Origin of the sequence: Variovorax sp. E3 (genome assembly GCF_016082275.1) — a bacterium.
In the GTDB taxonomy this organism is placed as follows: Bacteria; Pseudomonadota; Gammaproteobacteria; order Burkholderiales; family Burkholderiaceae_C; genus Variovorax.
In genome coordinates this window covers 1-16,485 of the sequence record NZ_MOWM01000165.1, presented here as the reverse complement: position 1 = coordinate 16,485, position 16,485 = coordinate 1, and the positions used below count along the sequence as shown (strand labels likewise).

The 16,485-nt window shown below is 68.4% G+C and carries 16 protein-coding genes and 2 pseudogenes; 15 read left to right on the top strand and 3 right to left on the bottom strand.

What is annotated here, in order from left to right; genetic code table 11:
• The 15 genes and pseudogenes from BMG07_RS34505 to BMG07_RS34440 all read left to right on the top strand — a co-directional run.
• A partial coding sequence (locus BMG07_RS34505; RefSeq protein WP_198088281.1) for a response regulator occupies positions 1-1,254 on the top strand: 1,254 nt, incomplete at its 5' end.
• The gene (locus BMG07_RS34500) at positions 1,251-2,120 is read left to right on the top strand and encodes a protein-glutamate O-methyltransferase CheR (protein ID WP_307867208.1); all 870 of its coding nucleotides are present in this window, start codon (positions 1,251-1,253) and stop codon (positions 2,118-2,120) included. The genes BMG07_RS34505 and BMG07_RS34500, both read left to right, overlap by 4 nt.
• Entirely contained in the window at positions 2,117-2,719 is a 603-nt protein-coding gene (locus tag BMG07_RS34495; RefSeq protein ID WP_198088280.1) for a chemotaxis protein CheB, read from the top strand. The genes BMG07_RS34500 and BMG07_RS34495 overlap by 4 nt, the downstream gene beginning before the upstream one ends.
• Entirely contained in the window at positions 2,709-3,932 is a 1,224-nt protein-coding gene (locus BMG07_RS34490) for a hybrid sensor histidine kinase/response regulator (protein WP_198088279.1), read from the top strand. Before BMG07_RS34495 ends, BMG07_RS34490 begins: the two co-directional genes overlap by 11 nt.
• Positions 3,933-4,005: 73 nt before the next feature.
• The gene (locus BMG07_RS34485; protein WP_198088278.1) at positions 4,006-4,368 is read left to right on the top strand and encodes a response regulator; all 363 of its coding nucleotides are present in this window, start codon (positions 4,006-4,008) and stop codon (positions 4,366-4,368) included.
• Positions 4,369-4,452: 84 nt separating this feature from the next.
• A pseudogene (locus BMG07_RS34480) lies at positions 4,453-5,183 on the top strand (FadR/GntR family transcriptional regulator).
• Between the two features lie 49 nt (positions 5,184-5,232).
• Positions 5,233-6,078: an ABC transporter substrate-binding protein gene (locus tag BMG07_RS34475; protein WP_198088277.1), complete on the top strand. Its 846-nt coding sequence runs from the start codon at positions 5,233-5,235 to the stop codon at positions 6,076-6,078.
• A gap of 131 nt (positions 6,079-6,209) precedes the next feature.
• A complete protein-coding gene (locus BMG07_RS34470) occupies positions 6,210-6,977 on the top strand; it encodes a transporter substrate-binding domain-containing protein (protein WP_269759683.1) in 768 nt (255 codons plus the stop codon).
• A gap of 119 nt (positions 6,978-7,096) precedes the next feature.
• Positions 7,097-8,134: an L-idonate 5-dehydrogenase gene (locus BMG07_RS34465; RefSeq protein ID WP_198088275.1), complete on the top strand. Its 1,038-nt coding sequence runs from the start codon at positions 7,097-7,099 to the stop codon at positions 8,132-8,134.
• A 50-nt stretch (positions 8,135-8,184) separates the two neighbouring features.
• Positions 8,185-8,850, top strand: a complete 666-nt coding sequence (locus BMG07_RS34460; RefSeq protein WP_130426392.1) for an amino acid ABC transporter permease — start codon at positions 8,185-8,187, stop codon at positions 8,848-8,850.
• Positions 8,851-8,865: 15 nt separating this feature from the next.
• A complete protein-coding gene (locus tag BMG07_RS43340) occupies positions 8,866-9,066 on the top strand; it encodes a hypothetical protein (protein ID WP_269759681.1) in 201 nt (66 codons plus the stop codon).
• Positions 9,039-9,524, top strand: a complete 486-nt coding sequence (locus tag BMG07_RS34455) for an amino acid ABC transporter permease (RefSeq protein WP_307867206.1) — start codon at positions 9,039-9,041, stop codon at positions 9,522-9,524. Before BMG07_RS43340 ends, BMG07_RS34455 begins: the two co-directional genes overlap by 28 nt.
• Positions 9,521-10,303, top strand: a complete 783-nt coding sequence (locus BMG07_RS34450) for an amino acid ABC transporter ATP-binding protein (protein WP_269759680.1) — start codon at positions 9,521-9,523, stop codon at positions 10,301-10,303. Before BMG07_RS34455 ends, BMG07_RS34450 begins: the two co-directional genes overlap by 4 nt.
• A 39-nt stretch (positions 10,304-10,342) precedes the next feature.
• Positions 10,343-11,553: pseudogene (gene manD / locus BMG07_RS34445) on the top strand (D-mannonate dehydratase ManD).
• Between the two features lie 17 nt (positions 11,554-11,570).
• Entirely contained in the window at positions 11,571-13,037 is a 1,467-nt protein-coding gene (locus BMG07_RS34440) for a mannitol dehydrogenase family protein (protein WP_198088274.1), read from the top strand.
• Positions 13,038-13,068: 31 nt separating this feature from the next.
• Here BMG07_RS34440 and BMG07_RS34435 read toward each other — a convergent pair whose 3' ends face one another.
• From BMG07_RS34435 to BMG07_RS34425, 3 genes are all read right to left on the bottom strand, one after another.
• Entirely contained in the window at positions 13,069-13,353 is a 285-nt protein-coding gene (locus tag BMG07_RS34435; protein ID WP_307867205.1) for a hypothetical protein, read from the bottom strand.
• Positions 13,354-13,385: 32 nt separating this feature from the next.
• A complete protein-coding gene (locus BMG07_RS34430; RefSeq protein ID WP_198088272.1) occupies positions 13,386-14,837 on the bottom strand; it encodes a DUF1501 domain-containing protein in 1,452 nt (483 codons plus the stop codon).
• A 22-nt stretch (positions 14,838-14,859) separates the two neighbouring features.
• The coding region (locus BMG07_RS34425) for a DUF1800 family protein (protein ID WP_198088271.1) at positions 14,860-16,485 on the bottom strand (1,626 nt) is incomplete at its 5' end.

The window sequence follows — 16,485 nt, the reverse complement described above, 5'->3', positions numbered from 1 at the left end:
CCGCAGCCGCCCTCCCCGGTGCCCGCGCCGCAGTTCGCCGACGACCGCTCGATTCCGCGCGACCAGGTGCGCCGCGTCCTGGTGATCGAGGACGAGCCCCAGTTCGCGCACATCCTCTACGACCTGGCGCACGAGCTGGGCTACCGCTGCCTGGTGGCGCACGGCGCGGCCGACGGCTTCGAGCTGGCCACGCAGTTCGTGCCCGACGCCATCCTGCTGGACATGCGCCTGCCCGACAGCACCGGCCTGGACGTGCTGCAGCGCCTGAAAGACTCGCCGCACACCCGCCACATTCCGATCCACGTGGTCTCGGCCGCCGACAACGCGCAGGGCGCGGCGCTGCAGATGGGCGCCATCGGCTATGCGCTGAAGCCGACCACGCGCGACGAGCTCATGAAGGTGTTCGGCCGGCTCGAGGAAAAACTCACGCAGAAGGTCAAGGTGGTGCTGCTGGTGGAAGACGACGACCTGCAGCGCGAAAGCGTGATGCGCCTGATCGAGGACGACGACATCGAGATCGTGGCCGTGGGCTCGGGCGAAGAGGCGCTGGAGCTGCTGCGCACCCGCGTGTTCGACTGCATGATCACCGACCTGCGGCTGCCCGACATGCAGGGCAGCGAGCTGCTCAAGGCCATGGCGGCCGAAGAGATCGTGTCGTTCCCGCCAGTGATCGTGTACACCGGGCGCAACCTCACGCGCGATGAAGAAACCGAGCTGCAGCGCTACTCGCGCTCGATCATCATCAAGGGCGCGCGCTCGCCCGAGCGCCTGCTCGACGAAGTGACGCTGTTCCTGCACAAGGTGGAGGCGGAGCTGTCGAGCGAGCGCCAGGGCATGCTCAAGACGGCGCGCGGGCGCGACCGCATCTTCGAGGGCCGCACGATCCTGCTGGTGGACGACGACGTGCGCAACATCTTCGCGCTGACCAGCGCGCTGGAGCAGCGCGGCGCGGCGGTCGAGATCGGACGCAACGGCCGCGAGGCGCTCGAAAAGCTCGACCAGGTGCGCGAGATCGACCTGGTGCTGATGGACGTCATGATGCCGGAGATGGACGGCCTGGAAGCCACGCGCCGCATGCGCGCCGACCCGCGCTTCGAGAAGATGCCGGTGATTGCCATCACCGCCAAGGCCATGAAGGACGACCGCGAGCAGTGCCTGGCCGCGGGCGCCAACGACTACCTCGCCAAGCCCGTGGACCTGGAACGGTTGTTCTCGCTGCTGCGCGTGTGGATGCCGAAAATGGAGCGCCTGTGACCAACCCGCGCGCCACGCCGCCTTCCCCGCCCACCGCCCCACTGCCGCCGCTCAGCGACACCGAGATCGAGCTGCGCCTGCTGATGGAGGCGATCTACCTCAAGTACAGCTACGACTTCCGCAACTACACCGTGGCCTCGCAGAAGCGCCGCGTGCTGCATGCGCTCGACCAGCTCGGGCTGCCGAGCATTTCGGCATTGCAGGAGCGCGTGCTGCGCGACCCGGCGCTGTTCGGCCGGCTGCTGCAGTTCCTGACCATTCCGGTGAGCGAGATGTTCCGCGACCCGGCCTACTTCCTGGCGCTGCGCGAGCATGTGGTGCCGATCCTGCACACCTACCCGTCGGTGAAGGTGTGGGTGGCCGGCTGCAGCACCGGCGAAGAGGTGTTCTCGCTCGCGATATTGCTGCGCGAAGAGGGCCTGCTCGAACGCACGCAGATCTACGCCACCGACATCAACCCGGCCTCGCTGGAGAAGGCGCGCCAGGGCATCTTTCCGCTCGAGGCGATTCGCGGCTACACCACCAACTACCAGCGCGCGGGCGGGCGCAGCGCGTTCTCCGACTACTACACCGCCGCCTACGAGGCCGCGCGCTTCGACCCCTCGCTGTGCGCCGACGTGATCTTTGCCGACCACAGCCTGGCCACCGACAGCGTGTTCGCCGAGACGCAGCTGGTGTCTTGCCGCAACGTGCTCATCTACTTCAACCGGCAGCTGCAGGACCGGGCGCTGGGGCTGTTCCACGAGTCGCTGTCGCACCGGGGCTTCCTGGGGCTGGGCTCCAAGGAGAGCATCGACTTCTCGGGCTACTCCGACCGCTTCGACACGCATGCGCGCGCCGAGCGCATCTACCGCAAGGCCACATGAAAAGACGGCTTCGCTCGACCCACAAGCGCGTGGAGGCGGTGGTGCTCGGCGCCTCGGCCGGCGGCATCGACGCGCTCACCACGCTGCTGCACGACCTGCCCGCCAGCTGGCACCTCCCGATGGCGGTGGTGCTGCACCTGCCCGAGACCCACGACAGCCACCTGGCCGAGATCTTCGGCCAGCGCCTGCCGATCGCGGTGCACGAGGCTGCCGACAAGATGCCGCTGGCCTCGGGCTGCCTGTACTTCGCGCCGCCGGGCTACCACCTGTCGATCGAGCGCGAGCGCGTGTTCTCGCTGAGCTGCGAGCCGCCGGTGCTGTTCTCGCGGCCCTCGATCGACGTGCTCATGACTTCCGCGGCCGACGCCTACGGCCCCGCCCTCGCCGGCTTCCTGCTGACGGGCGCCAACTACGACGGTGCCGAGGGTCTGCACCGCATCCATCTGGCCGGCGGGTTGACCGCCGTCCAGGAACCGACCGAAGCCCAGATTCCGACCATGCCCCAAGCCGCCATCGCGCGCCACGCACCCGACTACGTGCTTCCCCTGGGCGAGCTGCGCGCCCTGCTCCTGCAACTGGAGGCTGTCCATGAACATTGACGTCGAGAGCAAGCTGCTGATCGTCGATGACCTGCCCGAAAACCTGCTGGCGCTGGAGGCGTTGATCCGCGCGCCGGGCCGCGTGGTGTACCGCGCGGCCTCGGCCGAAGCGGCGCTGGCGCTGCTGCTGGAGCACGAGTTCGCGCTGGCCATCGTCGACGTGCAGATGCCGGGCATGAACGGCTTCGAGCTGGCCGAGCTGATGCGCGGCACCGAGCGCACGCGGCACATTCCCATCATCTTCGTGAGCGCCGCCGGGCGCGAGCTGAACTACGCGTTTCAGGGCTACGAGAGCGGCGCGGTCGACTTCCTGCACAAGCCGCTGGACCCGCACGCGGTGATCAGCAAGGTCAACGTGTTCGTCGACCTGCACCGCCACCGCAAGGCGCTGCGCCACGAGATGGACCAGCTCGCGGCCGCGCACCACAAGCAGGAAGAGCTGGTGCAGCAGCTGCAGCACACGCAGCGCGAGCTGGAGCGCGCGGTGCGCATGCGCGACGACTTCATGTCGATGGTGTCGCACGAGCTGCGCACGCCGCTGAACACGCTCTACCTCGAGGCGCAGCTGCGGCAGCTGCACCTGAGCAAGGGCAACCTGGCCAACTTCTCGCCCGAGCGGCTGCCCGCGATGATCGAGCGCGACCAGCGGCAGATCCGCAACATGGTGCGGCTGATCGACGACATGCTCGACGTCACGCGCATGCGGCGCGACGCGCTGTCGATCCAGACCAAGCCGGTGGACCTGGCCGTGCTCTCGCGCGCGGTGGTCGAGAACCTGCGCCAGCAGGCCGAGGCGGCGGGCTCGGCCATCACGCTGGAGGCACCGGCCGAACTGCGCGGCGTGTGGGACGAGTTCCGCATCGAACAGGTGTTGACCAACCTGCTGACCAACGCGCTGCGCTACGGCGGCGGCAAGCCGGTCACGATGGCGGTGAGCCGCGAAGGCGACACGGCCCGCGTGACGGTGCGCGACCAGGGCATCGGCATCGCGCCCGAAGACCACGGGCGCATCTTCGAGCAGTTCGAGCGCACCGACCACAGCCGCAAGCACGCGGCCGGGCTGGGCCTGGGGCTGTACATCACGCGCAAGATCGTGAGCCTGCACGCCGGGCACATCGGCGTGGAGAGCGCGCCCGGCGAGGGCTCGCGCTTCGTGCTCGACCTGCCGCTGCAACCGCCGGCCGCCGACGCCGCGGCCCAGCAGGAAACGTAGGCATGCTCCTACCGCCGCGCGCGCGGGTGCTTGCGATACTGGCTACTTCGACTTACTGGAAAGAAAAAAAGCTGTGAACGTGCTGATCGTCGACGACAACGAAGCCGCGGCCGACCTGTTGCAGGAACTGCTGACCCTGCAGGACCACACGGCGCGCTGCACCTACACGGCGCAACAGGCGCTCGATGCGGCCGCCGCCGAGCGCTTCGATGCCGCGCTGATCGACCTCACCCTGCCCGACTTCCCGGGCACCGAGGTGGCACGCCGGCTGCGCGCCAGCACGGCCGAGGGCACGCCCAGGTTGCTGGTCGCCATTTCGGGCTTCTCGGCGCAGGACGCGGGCGGCAAGTCGGCCGAAGGGCTGTTCGACCACCATCTGCAAAAGCCCATCGACATCGATCAGCTGGACCGGATCCTGGCGGCGCGCCCGGCCTGAGCATTCCTTCAAAAGCCCGGCCGGAACCGTAGTGGTAAACCACTAGCGGCAAATTGGTGAACCACTTTTAGACTGGCTCACCACATGGCAACCATCCACGAACTCCCCCGCGTGCCTGCGACAGAGCCGGAATCCGACCGCTCTTACCAGAAGCTCGCCGCCAGCATTGCCGCCCTGATCGCCGAGGGCGAATTCAAGGTGGGCGACCGCTTGCCCTCCGAACGCGCACTGGCTGACCGCTTCAACGTGAGCCGCACGCTGGTGCGCGAAGCCATCATCGTCCTGGAGATCCAGGGCAACGTCGAAGTGCGCGGCGGCTCGGGCATTTATGTCTGCGCGCCGGTGGCCGGTGCCGTGGCGCCCGCCTCCGCCTACACACTGTCGCCCGGCCCCGGCCCGTTCGAGCTGCTGCGCGCGCGCTGCCTCATCGAGGCCGAGATCGCCGCCGTGGCCGCCGAGAGCCGCAAGGACAGCGACCTGGACCGCATCTACAGCGCGCTGGTCGAAATGCGCGACAACATGCACGACAAGGAGGCCAACGAAGCGGCCGACCGCATGTTCCACCTGCGCATTGCCGAGTCGACCGGCAACAGCGTGCTGCTCCAGATGGTGACCGCGGTGTGGGACCACACCAAGCGCCGATCTGGTCCCAGATGGAAGCCCACTTCCATACCCCGGCGTTGCGCCGCGCCTCGCAGGACGACCACCAGCGTGTGTTCACCGCCCTGCTGGAGCGCGACGCGGACGCGGCCCGCAAGGCCATGCGCGCGCACATCGAGCGCGTGATCAGCGAATTCGCGCAAGCCTGGCGCTGAACAGGCCCCGGTGCCGCCCGGCACCACCCGACAAACCGGAGACACAGCCATGAGATCCCCCGTTATTCGGCGATGCCGCATCGCCGCGCATTGCTTCGCCCTGACATTGCTCGCAGCCGCCACGGCCGGGGTTTCGGCCCAGCCGGCGCCGGGCGCGAGCCCGCGCGTCGACGCCATCCGCAAGGCCGGCGAGTTGCGCGTGGGCGTGCTGCAGAACGCCCCTTGGCTCATGGAAAACACCACCGGCCAGGGCGAGCCCTGGAGCGGCCCGGCCTGGCTGCTGGCCAACGAATACGCCAAGCAGCTGGGCGTGAAGCTGCGCACCGTGCCGGTCTCGCACGAGACCAAGGTGCCGGTGCTGGCGGCCAACCAGGTCGACATGACGATCAGCCCGCTGGGCGAAACGCCCGAGCGGCTGAAGGTGGTCGACTTCGTCATCTACTCCGCCACCAGCGTGTGCATGTTCGGCCGCGCCGACAACGCACGGCTGGGCAAGGCCACCTCGGTGGACGACCTCAACCAGCCCGACGTGACCATTGCCTATTTCACGGGCGGCGCCGAAGAAGGCTGGGTGAAGGAGCGCTTCCCCAAGGCCAGGCTCCGTGCCGTGGCCAGTTCGGGCGCCACCGCGCCCATCGAGGAAATCATGGCCCGCCGCGCCGACGCCGCGCCCATCAACCGCGTGCCATGGGTCGGCCTGCAGCAGAAGGTCAAGGGCCTGGCGGTGCTGCCCAAGGACAACAACTGCCAGTCGAGCACCGAGAAGGCATCGCCCGTCGGGCTCGCGGTGGACAAGAACCAGCCCGCGTACCTGAACTGGCTGCGCGACGTGGCCAAGGCGCAGAAGGCGCGGCTGGACGCCGACGAGGCACGCATCGTCAGCGGCTTGAAGTGAACCCGAAGAACAGCAACATCAACAGGAGGAAGACAGTCATGAAGAAGATCGGTACTTTTCTGGCACGCGCATCGCGCGGCACCACGCTCGCGGGCGCCTTCGCGGCACTCGCGGCCTTCGGCACGGCGGCCATGGCGCAAACCCCGCCCGCGCCCGGCGCGAGCGCGCGCATCGACGCGATCCGCAAGGCCGGCGTCATTCGCGTGGGCGTGGTCAACAACCCGCCCTGGCTGGTGCAGAACACCGCCGGCGACGGCGAGGACTGGGCCGGCCCGTCGTGGATGCTGGGCAAGGAGTTCGGCAAGCTGCTCGGCGTGAAGGTGGTGCCGGTGCCGGTGAGCCACGAGACCAAGGTGCCCGCGCTGGTGGCCAACCAGATGGACATCATGATCGGCCCGCTGAACCAGACGCCCGAACGCGCCAAGATCATCGACTTCGTGACCTTCTCGAGCACCGGCGTGTGCATGTTCGGCCGCGCCGACAATCCGAAATTCACCAACGCCAAGACGCTCGAGGACTTCAACAAGCCGGAGATCACCATGGCCTACTTCTCCGGCGCCGGCGAGGAGCCGCTGGTGCGCCAGCAGTTCCCCAATGCCAAGCTGCGCGGCGTGGCCAACTCGGGCTCGGTGGCCCCCATCGAGGAAGTGATGGCCGGGCGCTCCGACGTGGCGCCGCTCAACCGCATGCTGTGGCCCAACATCAGCAAGAAGGTCAAGGGCCTGGCCGCCTTCCCGAAGGAAAACAACTGCCAGGACAGCAAGATCTTCGAGATCCAGGCCGGCATGGGCGTGGCGAAAGAGCAGCAGGTCTACCTCGACTGGCTGCGCTCGGTGGCGCAGCGCATGCAGCCCGCGCTGACCGCAGAAGAGCAGCGCATGACGCAGAACCTCAAGTGAACTGAGCGCTCTTCGGCAGCGCCCTCTTCACCCTCCCCCCTGATCGAGCCTTCCGGGCCGCCGCCATCGGCGCCGCCCGCGGGCCTTTCTTTGCCCATCATTTCATCGAGGTTCCCATCATGTTGAATTGCCAGATCCACGGCGCCCGCGACCTTCGCGTCGAAGAAGCGCCCTCCGAGGCACTGTCGCCCACGCAGGTTCGCGTCGGCGTCAAGGCCGTCGGCATCTGCGGCTCCGACCTGCACTACTACCAGCACGGCCGCGTCGGCGACTTCCTGATTCGCGCGCCGCTCACGCCGGGCCACGAGGCGTCGGGCCAGGTGCTGGAAGTGGGCGCGCAAGTGACGTCGGTGCGCGCCGGCGACCGCGTGGCGCTCAACCCGTCGCGCACCTGCGGCCAGTGCCGCTTCTGCCGCATGGGCGCGTCCAACCACTGCGAGAACGTGCACTTCTTCGGCAGTGCCAGCAAATGGCCGCACATGCAGGGCGCGATGCGCGAGCAGGTGGTGGTCGAGGCCAGCCAGTGCGTGCCGGTGCCCGACAGCCTGTCGTTCGAGCTGGCCGCGTTCGGCGAGCCGCTGGCGGTGGCGCTGCACGCGGTGCAGGAGGCCGGCTCGCTGTTGGGCAAGACGGTGATGGTGATCGGCGCGGGCCCCATCGGCGCGCTGATCCTCATGGCCGCGAAGCTGGCGGGCGCGAGCCGGCTGATCGCGGTCGACATCCAGGACCAGACGCTCGCGGCCTGCACCCGCGTGGGCGCCACGCAGACCATCAACGTGGCGAAAGACCCGTCGGCGCTGGACGCGCTGGCCGAGGGCAAGGGCCAGGTCGACGTGAGCTTCGAGGTCACGGGCAACTACGCGGGCCTGGCCAACTGCATCCGCCTGACGCGCCCGCGCGGCACCATCGTGCAGGTGGGCACGCTGAACGGCAGCAGCGAGAACTGCCCGTTCAACCAGATCATGGTGAAGAGCCTGTCGTTCGTGGGCAGCTTCCGCTTCATCGACGAGTACGCATGGGCCGTCGACTACCTCGGGCGCGGCGTGCTCGACGTGTCGCCGCTGCTGACCGACGCACTGCCGGTGGCACGCGTGCACGAAGCCTTCGCGCTGGCGGCCGACCGGCAGCGCGCCATGAAGGTGATGGTCACGTTCTGACGAACGTCGCCGCGCTCTTCTTTTCCTTCCACCTGACGGAGTTTCCCTTCATGGACTTCGATTTTTCGCCCATCGCGGACAACTGGCGATTCTTCGCCGGCGGCCTGGGCATGACAGTGCTGCTGAGCATCGTCAGCGCGGTGACGAGCCTGCTGGCCGGGCTCGCCATTGCGCTGCTGCGCATGTACGGCCCGCGCTGGCTGCGCCCGCTGCTGGTCTTCTACATCGACTCGATGCGCGCCATTCCGGTGCTCGTGGTGCTGATCTGGATCTACTTCGCGTTCCCGATCATCGCCAACGTGACCTTTCCGCCCTTCTGGGCGGCGCTGGTCGCGCTGACGCTGCACATCGCGGCCTATGCGTCGGAGGTGATCCGCGCCGGCATCGAGTCGATCCGGCCGGGCCAGACGCGCGCCGCGCTGGCGCTGGGCATGTCGCGTGCCCAGGTGCTGCGCAAGGTGCTGCTGCCGCAGGCCGTGGTGCGCATGCTGCCGGCCTTCGGCTCGATCCTCACCATCGCCATCAAGGACACGGCCATTGCCACGGTGATCGCGGTGCCCGAGCTCATGCACCGCGCCGAAACGGTGGCGGGCCAGAGCTACCGGCCGGTGGAAGTTTTCACCGCCGTGATGGTGGCGTACTTCTGCATCCTGTTCCCCGTGACGCGGGGCGTGGACCGGCTCTACCGCCGCTACGCGCACTTCGGTCGCTCCTAGGAAAGGCATCACGCCATGACATTCGATTGGTCCGTGATCTGGACGCACCGCACCGCCCTGCTCGAGGGCGCGGCGCTCACGGTGGGGCTCACCGTGGTCACCATGCTGCTGGCGGTGCCGGGCGGCATCGTGCTCGCGCTGATGCGCCTGTCGCCCAACAAGCTGCTGCAGTCGGCCTCGCTGGCCTCGTGGAGTTCTTTCGCAACCTGCCGCTGATCCTGGTCATCTACTGGGCGTTCTACGTGATGCCCATGGCCTTCGACGTGCAGTTCTCCGCGCTCACCACGGCCCTGGTGGCGCTGGTGCTGAACATCTCGGCCTACAACGCCGAGACCTTCCGCGCCGGCATCAACTCGATCCGCAAGGGGCAGATGGAAGCCGCGCTGGCCATGGGCATGTCGCGCCGCCAGGCGATGTTCAAGGTCGTGATCCCGCAGGCGGGCCGCCGCATCCTGCCGGTGATCGCGAGCACCTGGATCTCGCTGTTCAAGGACACCTCGCTGGTCTCGGTCATTGCCGTGAGCGAGCTGGCCTACACCTCGATGCAGATTCGCGCGCAGACCTTCCGCGTGCTGGAAATGCTCACCGCCATGGCCGTCCTGTACTGGCTCATGGGCTACCCGCAAGCCAAGCTGGTGGACTGGATCCACCGCAAATACGGAGTCAAGGAATGAACACGACCACCCTCACACCGGCGCGCAAGAACGCCGGCCAGCCGCCGGTGCTGGTGTATGAAAACGTGCGCAAGCTGTACGGCGACTTCGTGGCGCTGCGCGGCGTGTCGCTGCAGGTGCAAAAGGGCGAAGTGATGTGCCTGATCGGGCCTTCGGGCTCGGGCAAGTCCACCCTGCTTCGCTGCACCAATGCGCTGGAAGGCATCGACGGCGGGCGCGTGCTGGTCGACGGCGTGCCGCTGCCCACGCAGGAGTCGCAGGTGCGCAAGGTGCGCCAGCGCATGGGCATGGTGTTCCAGAGCTTCGAGCTGTTCCCGCACAAGTCGGCGCTGGACAACGTGGCCATGGGCCCGGTCACCGTGCTGGGCATGTCGGAGGCCAAGGCCCGCGAGCGCGCGATGGTGCTGCTCGAGAAGGTCGGCCTGGCCGACAAGGCCGGCAACTTTCCGGCCAACCTGTCGGGCGGCCAGCAGCAGCGCGTGGCCATTGCGCGCGCGCTGGCCATGGAGCCCGAGGTGATGCTGTTCGACGAACCCACGTCGGCGCTCGACCCCGAGACCGTCGGCGAAGTGCTCACCGTCATGCAGAAGCTCGCGCAGGAAGGCATGACCATGATCGTCGTGACGCACGAAATGGGCTTTGCCCGCCGCGTGGCCGACTGGGTGGTGGTGTTCGAGGCCGGCGCCATCATCGAACAGGGCCCGCCCACGCAGATCTTCGAGAACCCCACGGTCGGGCGCACGCGCGACTTCCTCGGCCACCTGGGCTGGAACGGCTGAACCGCGGCCCTCCCCCACACCCTTCACGTCACACACACCATGAAAATCACCAACGCACGCGTCATCGTCTGCAGCCCCGGCCGCAACTTCGTCACCCTCAAGATCGAAACCGACGAGGGCCTCACCGGCATCGGCGACGCCACGCTCAACGGGCGCGAGCTGTCCGTGGCCGCCTACCTCACCGAGCACGTCATTCCCTGCCTGATCGGGCGCGACGCGCACCAGATCGAAGACATCTGGCAGTACCTGTACAAGGGCGCCTACTGGCGCCGCGGCCCGGTCACCATGACCGCCATTGCCGCGGTCGACACCGCGCTGTGGGACATCAAGGCCAAGGCCGCGAACATGCCCCTGTACCAGCTGCTGGGCGGCAAGAGCCGCACCGGCGTGATGGTGTACGGCCACGCCAACGGCAGCGACATCGAGCACACGGTCGACGAGGTGCTGCGCTACAAGGAAGAAGGCTACATGGCCATCCGCGCGCAGAGCGGCGTGCCGGGCCTGGAGAAGGTCTACGGCGTGGGCCGCGGCACCATGTTCTATGAGCCGGCCGACGCGACCTGCCGAGCGAGCACGACTGGTCGACCGCCAAGTACCTGGAGCACACGCCCAAGCTGTTCGACGCGGTGCGCAGCGCCGTGGGCCCCGACATCCACCTGCTGCACGACGTGCATCACCGCCTGACGCCGATCGAGGCCGGCCGGCTGGGCAAGTCGCTCGAGCCCTTCAACCTGTTCTGGATGGAAGACGCCACGCCGGCCGAGAACCAGGAAGCCTTCAAGCTGATCCGCCAGCACACGACCACGCCGCTGGCGGTGGGCGAGATCTTCAACAGCATCTGGGACTGCAAGGACCTGATCGAGAACCAGCTGATCGACTTCATCCGCACCACGGTGGTCCACGCGGGCGGCATCACGCAGCTGCGCCGCATTGCCGACCTGGCCTCGCTCTACCAGGTGCGCACGGGCTGCCACGGCGCGACCGACCTGTCGCCGGCGTGCATGGGCGCGGCGCTGCACTTCGACATGTGGGTGCCCAACTTCGGCATCCAGGAGTACATGCGCCACACCGAGGAAACCGATGCGGTGTTCCCGCATTCCTACTCCTTCGCCAACGGCATGCTGCACCCCGGCGAGGCACCGGGCCACGGCGTGGACATCGACGAGACGCTGGCCGCCAAGTACCCCTACCAGCGCGCCTACCTGCCGGTGAACCGCCTGCAGCATGACGGCACGCTCTGGAACTGGTGAGCACGGAACCGCGCGCCATGCCACGCCTTCACCCCGACACCCTGCCCCAGCTGCCCGCGGACGTTGCCGTGCCGCGGTACCGGCGCGACCTGCTGCGCGCCGGCATCGTTCACCTGGGCGTGGGCGCCTTCCACCGCGCGCACCTCGCGGTCGTCAACGAGGCCGCGCTGCACGCGGGCGACGACCTGCGCTGGGGCACCGTGGGCGTGTCGCTGCGCGCGGCCGACACGCGCGACGCGCTGCAACCGCAAGCCGGTCTCTACACCCTGGCCCTGCGCGACGCCGCCGAAGACGGCAGCCCGCGCGAGGTGCTGCAGGTGGTGGGCAACCTGGTCGAGGTGCTCGTCGCGCCCGAAGACCCGCGGGCCGTGCTGGAGCGCATCGCGCACCCGGACACGCGCATCGTGGGCCTCACGATCACCGAGAAGGGCTACCACCACGACCCGGCCACCGGCGCGCTGCGGCTGGACGACGCGAACATCGTGCACGACCTTGCGCACCCCGAGGCGCCGCGCACCATGCCCGGCTTCGTGGTGCATGCGCTGGCGCTGCGCCGCGTGCGCGGGCTCGCGCCCGTCACGCTGCTGTCGTGCGACAACCTGCCCGCCAACGGCGACACGCTGCGCGGCATCGTGCTGGCCTTCGCACAGCAGGTCGACGCCGGGCTGCACGACTGGATCGACGCGCACTGCACCTTTCCCAACTCGATGGTCGACCGCATCGTGCCGCGCACCACCGACGAAGACCGCGCGCGCATCTCCGCGCGGCTGGGCGTGGACGATGCGTGGCCGGTGATCGGCGAGCCCTTTCTCGAATGGGTGGTGGAAGACCGCTTCGCCAACGGCCGCCCCGAGTGGACGGCGGGCGGCGCGCGCTTCGTCTCGCATGCCGAGCCCTTCGAGCGGCTGAAGCTGCGCATGGTCAACGGCAGCCATTCGGCACTGGCCTACCTGGGCGCGATGGCCGGTTTTCGCACGGTCGACCGCGCGATGGCCGAGCCCGCGCTGCGCGGCTTCGTCGATGCATTGATGCGCGAGGAAATCGCGCCCACGCTGCCCGCGATGGAAGGCATCGACCTGGACGGCTACCGCGCGCGGCTGCTCGCGCGCTTCTCGAACCCCGCACTGCAGCACCAGACGAAGCAGATCGCGATGGACGGCTCGCAGAAGCTGCCGCAGCGGCTGCTGGGCACGGTGCGCGACCGGCTGAGTGCGGGCCAGTCGATCGACCGGCTCGCGTTGGCGGTGGCCGCGTGGGTTCACTACCTGCGCGGTACGGACGAGACCGGTGCCGTGCACGAGATACAAGATCCGCTGGCAGCCGCGCTGGCCGCGCGCCTGGCGCAGGCCAACGCCTCGGGCTCGGTGAAGGACCGTGTCGCCTTCTTCACCGGTTTTACGCCGGTCTTCGGTGAACTCGGCGGCGAACCGCGCTTTGTCTCGGCCGTCGCGCGGCACCTGCAGCGGCTGGAGGAAGCGGCGTGATCGCGACGCTGAAGAGCGCTTAGCAGCGCCTTCAGCGCATCGATTCGTAGCGGTACAGCCTGAAGCCGTTCTTCTGCACGAAGCTCAACGGCTCCCAGCCGCGCGCCAGCGCGCGGTCGGTGATCTGCGCCATCTGCACGCCCAGGTAGTCCTGCAGGCTGTCGTCCACCGCGAGTTCGAACTTCTCGAGCGCGCGGTCCAGCGCATCGAGGGCCGCGATCGCGGCCTCGACGCTGGTGAAGGGCTGCACGGACACCCGCACGGCCTCGCCCCCGCGCGCGCGCCGGGCCCGCTGGCGCTTGGGCGCAAAGCTCACGCTGGCCCCACCTTCCGCTGCATTGAGGCCGGTCATTCCATGAACCCCACGTCGCGCGGATACGCAATGCCGCTCGGGGCGGTCAGGCCGAAATTCTTGAGGTTGGGCAAAATCGCGTTGAGGTCCGCGTCGGGCACGCCGAACCAGCGCGCCAGCGTGGCGGCGTACTGGTCGACCGAGGTCGTCGGCAGCAGCCGGCCCTGGCCGACGTGCCACTGGTCGTCGTCGGCCGAGGTGTTGCCGACGCTCACCGGCGGCGGCGTGCCATACAGGGCCTTGCCCTTCACCGCGCCGCCGACCACGAAATGATGGCTGCCCCAGCCATGGTCGGAACCGTTGCCGTTGCTCGACAGCGTGCGGCCGAAGTCCGAGGCCGTGAAGGCCGTCACGCTCTTGGCCAGGCCGGCGCTTTCCATCTGGCGCTGGAACGCGGTCATGGCGCTCGACACCCGCCCCATCAGGTCGCCCTGCTTCGTGTCGATGTCGTCGTGCAGGTCGAAGCCGCCCATCGACACGAAGAACACCTGGCGCTTCACGCCCAGGTCGGCGCGCCCGCGGATCAGGCGCGCGACCATCTTCAGCTGGTCGCCCAGGTTGTTGGTGGCCGGAAAACCGGTCAGGTCGTTGGCCTTGATCGCGATGGTGACCTTGCCTTCCGCGTCGGTGGCGCGCTTCGTGACCTTGTTGTATTCGTTTTCCAGCGTGTGGCCGCGTGCCTGCTGTGCGAGCTCGCGCATGGCCGCCTTGACCGACGACGAGCCGTAGACGTTGCCGCTGGCGGTGCTCACGCTCTCGATGCGCACGGCGCCGCCGGTGCCGACCTGGTATTGCAGCGCTTCGTCGCCCGACAGGAACACGGTGTTGCCCGACACCGAGATGCAGGTGAAAAGAGCGCCCGGGCCGGCGTTCTGCGACAACGCGATGTCGCCGATGTTGCCGCCCCATCCGATGGTCGAGCCCTCGGGCGAGGACGACTGCCACACCGACTGCTGGTCGTTGTGCGAGAACAGCTTGGGCGGAATCGGAAAGTCCTTGCGGTTGTTGCCGTTGAACTGCGCGCGCGTGAGCGGCTTGATGAGCGGGCCGACATTGAGCTGCACCGCCATGCTGCCTTCGCCGAACAGCGTGGACAGCCCGGTCATCGCCGGATTCAGCGCGTACTTGAAGCCGTTGGCGAGCGGTACCGTGGGGCTGAGTTCGGTGGCCGCGAGCCCGCCCAGCGGCAGCGCAATGGCGCCGCGGATCGTGTTGTACTTGCCGTAGTTGACGCCGTCGCAGTTGACAAGTGTGTTGGCGTAGTCGTTGCCTCCGTACAGGAAGACGCAGACCAGCGCCTTGTAGTCGCCCGGCGCGCCCTGCGCGGCGGCTTCGCCCATGGCGGCGAGGTTGATGGCGAACGGCATCGCGGTGCCGGCCATCGCGAGGTGCCCCGCGCGGCGCAGGAAGGCGCGGCGCGTGTGCTCGGCGGGGTTGATCAGGTGCATGTGCGGCTCTCTTGCGCGTGCTTCATTTCTGGACCAGGTATTCGGGCGCGCCCATCACCAGCAACACGCCGGCGCAAATGAGGTTGAGCCGGGCGGCGTCGGTCGAGGGGTTCACGAGCGGCGCCTTCGACAGCGCATCGGTGATGAGCGCCACCGTGGCGGCAGACAGCTGGTTGCCGCTGAGCAGCAGGTTGAGCCGGCGCACCAGCGCGGCGGGGTCGGCGGTGAGCGTTTTCTCGACGGCGTAGCTGGCCGTCACGTCCTTGCCGTCGAAGCCGTTGGGCAGCACTTTCTGCAGAAAGTTGAGGTAGCCGCCCACGCTGGTCTCTGTGACCAGCTGGAACTCGGGCGCGACCATCTTGTTGCTCGCGATGGCGGTCGCCGGCGGCACGTAGCCTGGTCGGAAGAAATTGAACACGGAGGGCGAGCGCAGCGGACTCTGCCCCAGGGCCGTGCTCGGGTCGGAGGTGGGGCCGATCTTCCAGCTGTCCTTGAGCGAGCCGATGCCGAAGCTGCGGCCCCATTGCACGAACCGCAGCATCGGCTCGCGCAGACGGCCGAAGTTGGAGTCGGCCAGGCCCGAGGGCGCGCGCGCCTCGTCGTCCAGCAGCACGGCCGCGAACACGCTCTTCATGTCGCCGCGCACGCCCGCGCCGTTGTTCGCAAAGGCGTCGGCCACGCGCTTGACGTAGGCCGGGGTCGGATTGCTCGTCACCAGCCGCTGGATCAGTTGCCTGCCGATGAAGGGACCGACGTTCGCATGGTTGAAGAGCGTGTCGAGCGCGGTCTTCAGCGCGGCCGGGCCGGGCGTGTTGGCGGGCACCGTGGTGCCGAGAAAGCTGGCCGCGAGCATCGAGTGCTTGGCGGCCGTGAAGGCCATGGGCCGCGTGGTCCAGGCGTTGGTCTCGATGGTGCCGCTGTCCGGCCTGGTGAAGCCGTTGCGCTCCGAGGCCTTGATGTCGAGGTCGTAGCCGGTGAACACGCGCGCCAGGTTCGACACGTCGTCCTGCACGTAGGTCTCGATCGGCTGGCCGTCGGCGCCGGTCTTGAGCGTGCCGTCGGCGTTGAGCTGGTACAGCCCGATGGTCATGAGCTGCATGACTTCGCGCGCGTAATTTTCGTCGGGCTGGCGGCCCGACGCGTCTTCCTTGCGGTTGTCGCGCGTGTTCAGGTAGAAGCCCATCGCCGGGTTCAGCGTGATGTCTTCCAGCAGCTGGCGGAAGTTGCCGGTGACGCCGGCCACCAGCGTGTCCCAGTACTGGGCCATCATGTGGTGGGGCCAACTGGAGCCGATCTCGGTGGCCGACACCACGAAGATCTCGCTGAGCGCAAGCGCCATGCGCTTGCGCACCGGATCGGGCGAGGCCATGAGCTCGCGCCAGATCACGGCGTCGATGTCGGTGGTGCCGTAAGTCTTGCCGTTGATCCACTCCCAGGCCGTGGACGTGCGCGCCGCACCGAAGCGCTCGCCGAGCCAGGGCAAGTAGCCCTTGGCGCGCACGTCGGCGATCTCGGCATCGGCGGCGGAGAACTGGGCCTGCAGCAAGAAGCGCACGGCCTCGTCGTCGCTCTTGGCCTGGGGGTAATGGTAGGGGCCGGTGTCGGCCGCGGCGCCGGGAGCCGCCGGCGCGCCGCCGAGCGGAAACGC

What these genes read in the sequence shown, in the direction of transcription:
- BMG07_RS34495 (WP_198088280.1), top strand. Translation starts at nt 2,117, where the DNA reads ATGAAAAGACGGCTTCGCTCGACCCACAAGCGCGTGGAGGCGGTGGTG.
- BMG07_RS34490 (WP_198088279.1), top strand. Translation starts at nt 2,709, where the DNA reads ATGAACATTGACGTCGAGAGCAAGCTGCTGATCGTCGATGACCTGCCC.
- BMG07_RS34475 (WP_198088277.1), top strand. Translation starts at nt 5,233, where the DNA reads ATGAGATCCCCCGTTATTCGGCGATGCCGCATCGCCGCGCATTGCTTC.
- BMG07_RS34470 (WP_269759683.1), top strand. Translation starts at nt 6,210, where the DNA reads ATGGCGCAAACCCCGCCCGCGCCCGGCGCGAGCGCGCGCATCGACGCG.
- BMG07_RS34465 (WP_198088275.1), top strand. Translation starts at nt 7,097, where the DNA reads ATGTTGAATTGCCAGATCCACGGCGCCCGCGACCTTCGCGTCGAAGAA.
- BMG07_RS34460 (WP_130426392.1), top strand. Translation starts at nt 8,185, where the DNA reads ATGGACTTCGATTTTTCGCCCATCGCGGACAACTGGCGATTCTTCGCC.
- BMG07_RS43340 (WP_269759681.1), top strand. Translation starts at nt 8,866, where the DNA reads ATGACATTCGATTGGTCCGTGATCTGGACGCACCGCACCGCCCTGCTC.
- BMG07_RS34450 (WP_269759680.1), top strand. Translation starts at nt 9,521, where the DNA reads ATGAACACGACCACCCTCACACCGGCGCGCAAGAACGCCGGCCAGCCG.
- BMG07_RS34440 (WP_198088274.1), top strand. Translation starts at nt 11,571, where the DNA reads ATGCCACGCCTTCACCCCGACACCCTGCCCCAGCTGCCCGCGGACGTT.
- BMG07_RS34430 (WP_198088272.1), bottom strand. Translation starts at nt 14,837, where the DNA reads ATGCACCTGATCAACCCCGCCGAGCACACGCGCCGCGCCTTCCTGCGC.